The organism is Methyloglobulus sp. (assembly GCF_964779595.1).
On the sequence record NZ_CBAROL010000068.1, the window covers coordinates 1 to 4,377 of the forward strand.

4 protein-coding genes are annotated in these 4,377 nt (G+C 42.8%); 2 read left to right on the top strand and 2 right to left on the bottom strand.

What is annotated here, in order from left to right:
* Nucleotides 1–358: 358 nt before the first annotated feature.
* Both AC1YY3_RS12830 and AC1YY3_RS12835 read right to left on the bottom strand, forming a co-directional pair.
* Nucleotides 359–916, bottom strand: coding sequence for a hypothetical protein (locus tag AC1YY3_RS12830; RefSeq protein WP_481824530.1), 558 nt, complete (start codon nucleotides 914–916; stop codon nucleotides 359–361).
* Between the two features lie 423 nt (nucleotides 917–1,339).
* Nucleotides 1,340–2,419: a transglycosylase SLT domain-containing protein gene (locus tag AC1YY3_RS12835; protein WP_481824532.1), complete on the bottom strand. Its 1,080-nt coding sequence runs from the start codon at nucleotides 2,417–2,419 to the stop codon at nucleotides 1,340–1,342.
* A gap of 369 nt (nucleotides 2,420–2,788) precedes the next feature.
* On the opposite strand from AC1YY3_RS12835, the gene AC1YY3_RS12840 reads away from it, so the two are divergent.
* Nucleotides 2,789–3,520 (top strand): hypothetical protein, encoded by a 732-nt coding sequence (locus tag AC1YY3_RS12840; RefSeq protein ID WP_481824533.1) that lies wholly within the window; start codon nucleotides 2,789–2,791, stop codon nucleotides 3,518–3,520.
* 108 nt (nucleotides 3,521–3,628) lie between these two features.
* Nucleotides 3,629–4,377: FAD-dependent oxidoreductase (locus tag AC1YY3_RS12845; RefSeq protein WP_481824534.1), on the top strand; the 749-nt coding region annotated here is incomplete at its 3' end.

The following is a 4,377-nucleotide window of genomic DNA, read 5'->3' on the forward strand; positions in this document are numbered from 1 at the left end:
AATCTGGTATCTTTGTATCTGGGTTAGCTGTTTATAACCTTTCATAAGCTTCCTCATCTTTGGTCGGATTGAAAAAGCCTTGAACTATATCAGCTAACCTCTTTCAATCACGTTAAAATGAATTGCACTTATGAGTTGAATCTAAGTAATAATAGCTGGTTTTATGGGAAATAAACAAACGCGTTTCGTATTACGCTTATTGCAAATTGTTGTGGAGCAAGTTTAGTCGCTCTTTCATAAACACAAAGACCGGAATATAAAAGCATTGTTCCCGCGATAATGGATAAGGTGGGGTTACGCTTGATATTTTCAAGCTGAGTTCGACTGAAATCAAACAGTTATAAGCCATCGAACTATTTCAATATTGAGCCAATGACTGGCTATTCTGTTGATTAATTAACTTTAAAGTATTCTCTGGTAGCTTTTCATCTAACGCACCAGATAGGTGAAGCCGAGCTTCTTCATGCACTGTCATCATAAATTTTATGAGCTGTGCTTCGTGGTTTATTTGGTCTTCAAAACTTTCCGCCTCCCACATGCTGTTTAATAAGGATTTTGCATGATGGTGGATGGTATGTGCGATAGCATCTGGTAGGTGTGCATAACTGCGTAGTATCACCAACTTAAGTTGCTGTAATGATTGCAGATATTGTTGATAGTCTTTGACATCTTGATTGCAGCGCGTTTTCAACATCGCAAGTTCTGAGTGCTGACGCGTTTTCAGCAAATTAATTTCGTGGGCTAATTGCACACTTCTTTTTGTTAATTCTGCGGCTAATGCTTTGTCAGCAAGAACTTTTTTATGGGTGAGTTTTATTTGCTGATCCTGGTTTTCAGATCGCCAGTCAAGATTTTTAACCTTTATTGAATGGATAATATTAATTATGTTATCAATCTTATTTTGTAGTATTTTCATAGGCTTGCAGATTTTTTATCATGCTTTTTTAGCAGGCTTTTGCGTTTTTGTTGGCTGATATACAGCAAGCGCACTTTTTTGAAATGGAAAAGCCGATTTAGGCGATTGTGCTGGCTAGTATAAAACAGCAATCTCCTTTCCATGCGCTGACGGGTAGCAAAATAATTGCAGATAGAGGTTAGCATTAATCTGAATATCGTCCATAAACCCGCTAGCAATAACAGGGAAAAAGCGCATAGCAGCATTATTGAACCAAGGTTTGATACGTACACAGAAAAGCTCGTTAACGTTAATTGATCAAGAGCGATTGCCAGCACAAAATTGGCAATTGCGGCAAAAATCAGTAATAAAGCCAATCTAATTATCAAAATATTAACCGTTATACTAAATAGTTACATTAAACCAAAAGCATACAGGCCATTGTTACGGCAACCCCGGTACGCCTAAGCGTTGAATTTGCATGGCATTATTGCCTGCTTCGTAAGCCAGAAGTTTACCTTGTTTTTGCCAAAGTCGAAAAGCCAAAGCGTACGACAACACCCTAATCGGATAATCACGAGGCAGCAACTGCAAATAAGGCTGTATGGTGATGAAGTCAGTCACGCCGTATTTTTTCATGATAAAGCGAAGTCCACCATTGGCTGGACCAATATTGTAAGCAAGCAAGCCCAGAAACACATCATTGTTCATCTCTGCCAAGTAATGTTTGAATGTGATGGCGGCGATGAAAGCGTTATGGCGATGATCGTATAAGGATAATTGCTCTGTTTTCAAATGATCTTTGGCTTCTTCCAACACGGCTTTAGGCACTGCCGTGATCTGGAATAAACCGTGACCGCCATCATTACTGTCCCTGGGTTTGAAAGAAGATTCTGTTGCGGCAATGCCTTGTAGCAGGTTTTGGTCTACGTCGAATTCCGTAGCGGCTTCTGCAATAGCGGAGTTATAAGATTCTGCTCTTTGCATCATCTTGTTTAAGCCTGTCGAATTATAACGTCGATAAGCGGCAAACACTTGGTGGTTGAGCGTGACTCGACTGGCTTCTTCCTTACCGCCAACCAAGGTGCGAAATTGACCAATAGATAGCCTGAAGCTATCTTGCCAAGAAAGAATTGCGACTATCAAAACCACACCGATTGCGGCTATCGGAACAAAAGCTTCGGAATGGGCTTTTAAATAGCACCGCAGCTTCCACCAGCCAACTAGAAAAATGGTTGATACCAATATCAACGCCATAACACCCACTGCAAACGGCAGCAAACTGCCCAGAAAACTGGTGCCGGAAAAGCCATTGGCAGCATTCCCCAGCACCACGACAATTCCATAGCTTACCACCGCAGCAAGCGCTAAGGTCTCAGCCGCTATGAATAGCAATTTTTGTCGGAAATTTTGTGGCGGAACGGAATTTACCGATTTTCGCGGAGCACCTTTGCGCGGCTTGCGGTTGGGCAAAACATCAGTATTGCTCCGTGCTTTGGATCTGGGCGTTACGGGTTTATTCATTTATAAGGCGGTCAAGGCTAAAAAGGCATTTACGGAAAATTGTACGGAATTGTAAATCAATAGGCGGGTATAGGGTGGGCTAAAAGGCAGGATTAAGTTCAGAGTGAGCTAATAGTTATTGAAGCCATCATTCGCAATATTATGACAGGCTTCAGAAGTAGAAAGTAAGCGAGCCTTTTATTAAACAGTGTTATATTTATTTTTTCGATTTAAGCATCGTTTAATTATTAGCCGCTAGTCTGCCCTCAATCATTCTTAAAAGTGGATTGTTGGTGCGATTAAAAGTTCTGATTTTAAGATTGGTTATTTCGCTTACGATAATTTTAGAGGGTTTACTTGTGAATAATAAAATAATGTGTGGGGCAAGCTATGCATAAAATAAATTTGTTAAGAAATTTTTTGTCTACTGCACTCTTGATGTCGGTATCTCTGGGCATGGTAACTGATGCTTTAGCAACAGCCGAAATTTTTGCATTGTCTATTAGCAAAGGTATAAATGTCACTAATTGCCAGAGCTGTCATACTGGCATGGCAGGTAATGAGAGCAAGGGAAACCTGAAGGCAGGATACCAAGCTGCGTACAATGCCGATAAAGTCAATCTTGCCGCTCTTAAGACGCTGATTAATGGACCAACTCCAGTTCCAACCCCAACCCCAGTTCCAGCACCCACACCAGTTCCTTCGGCGTGCAATCTGCCGAATCAAATGATTGGTGGTGTCTGTGTATTGCCAATAACTGGCGCAGTCGGCAAAGCGACTTCGGGGAAACCGAGAACAGATACCTATAAAGTCACTTGTGCTAAGGGAACTAAATACCTTTCGGTATCCGTGAAGGATTTGCTTCCGGTTAATCCATCAAAAATAAGCATCCAAGGTTCAAAAAGTTCATCTTCTTCACCCCTGAGTACTGATAAATCAGATGGCGATGATACTTACAGCCGTTCAGTGAAATTGGCTAAAGGGACTGGGGTTTACCTAGTGAAAGTCAATAAATCCAAGTCGTCAACGCCAGGTGCCGAAGCATACGATGCTCAGGTTTATTGCAAAGGTGTCAAAGGTATAGACACAGGTACTAAAGTGGTGATAAAACAGAATCAATAACCATTTTACACGTCTCAGTAATTGAAACAGCGTCAGTTAGAATCTAACTGGTGCTGTTTTTGCTAAGTATTTTGAGAGATAGTTAGATTTTATATCTGGAGAATCCTAATGCCCACCCCCAAACACTGCCGACTGCTAATCTTAGGTTCAGGTCCTGCCGGTTATACCGTTGCCGTGTATGCAGCAAGAGCCAACTTGAAACCCGTGATGATTACCGGTTTAGAGCAGGGCGGACAATTGACGACCACAACCGATGTCGATAATTGGCCCGGTGATGTTGAAGGTCTGCAAGGCCCTGAATTGATGGACAGAATGCGTCGTCATGCCGAACGCTTTGATACCGAGATTATATTCGACCACATCCACACGGCGGATTTATCGGCCAAGCCGTTCAAACTGACTGGCGATGCAGGGTCTTATACCTGTGATGCCCTGATTATCTCCACCGGCGCATCCGCACGTTACTTAGGTCTTGAATCCGAAGAAGCCTACAAAGGCAAAGGCGTTTCCGCCTGCGCCACCTGTGACGGTTTTTTCTACCGGAACAAACCCGTCGCCGTCATTGGCGGCGGCAATACCGCCGTTGAAGAAGCCTTATATCTGTCCAACATAGCCTCAAAAGTCACCGTCATTCATCGCCGTGACAAATTTCGTTCCGAAAAAATCTTGTCCGACAAACTGCTGGAAAAAGCCAAAAACGGCAATGTCGAGATTGTTTGGAATCACACCCTAGACGAAGTATTAGGCGACGACATGGGCGTTACTGGGCTTAGAATGAAAAACACCCAAGACGGCTCGACCAAAGGCGTGGACGTACACGGTGTATTCATCGCCATAGGCCACAGCCCGAACACCGG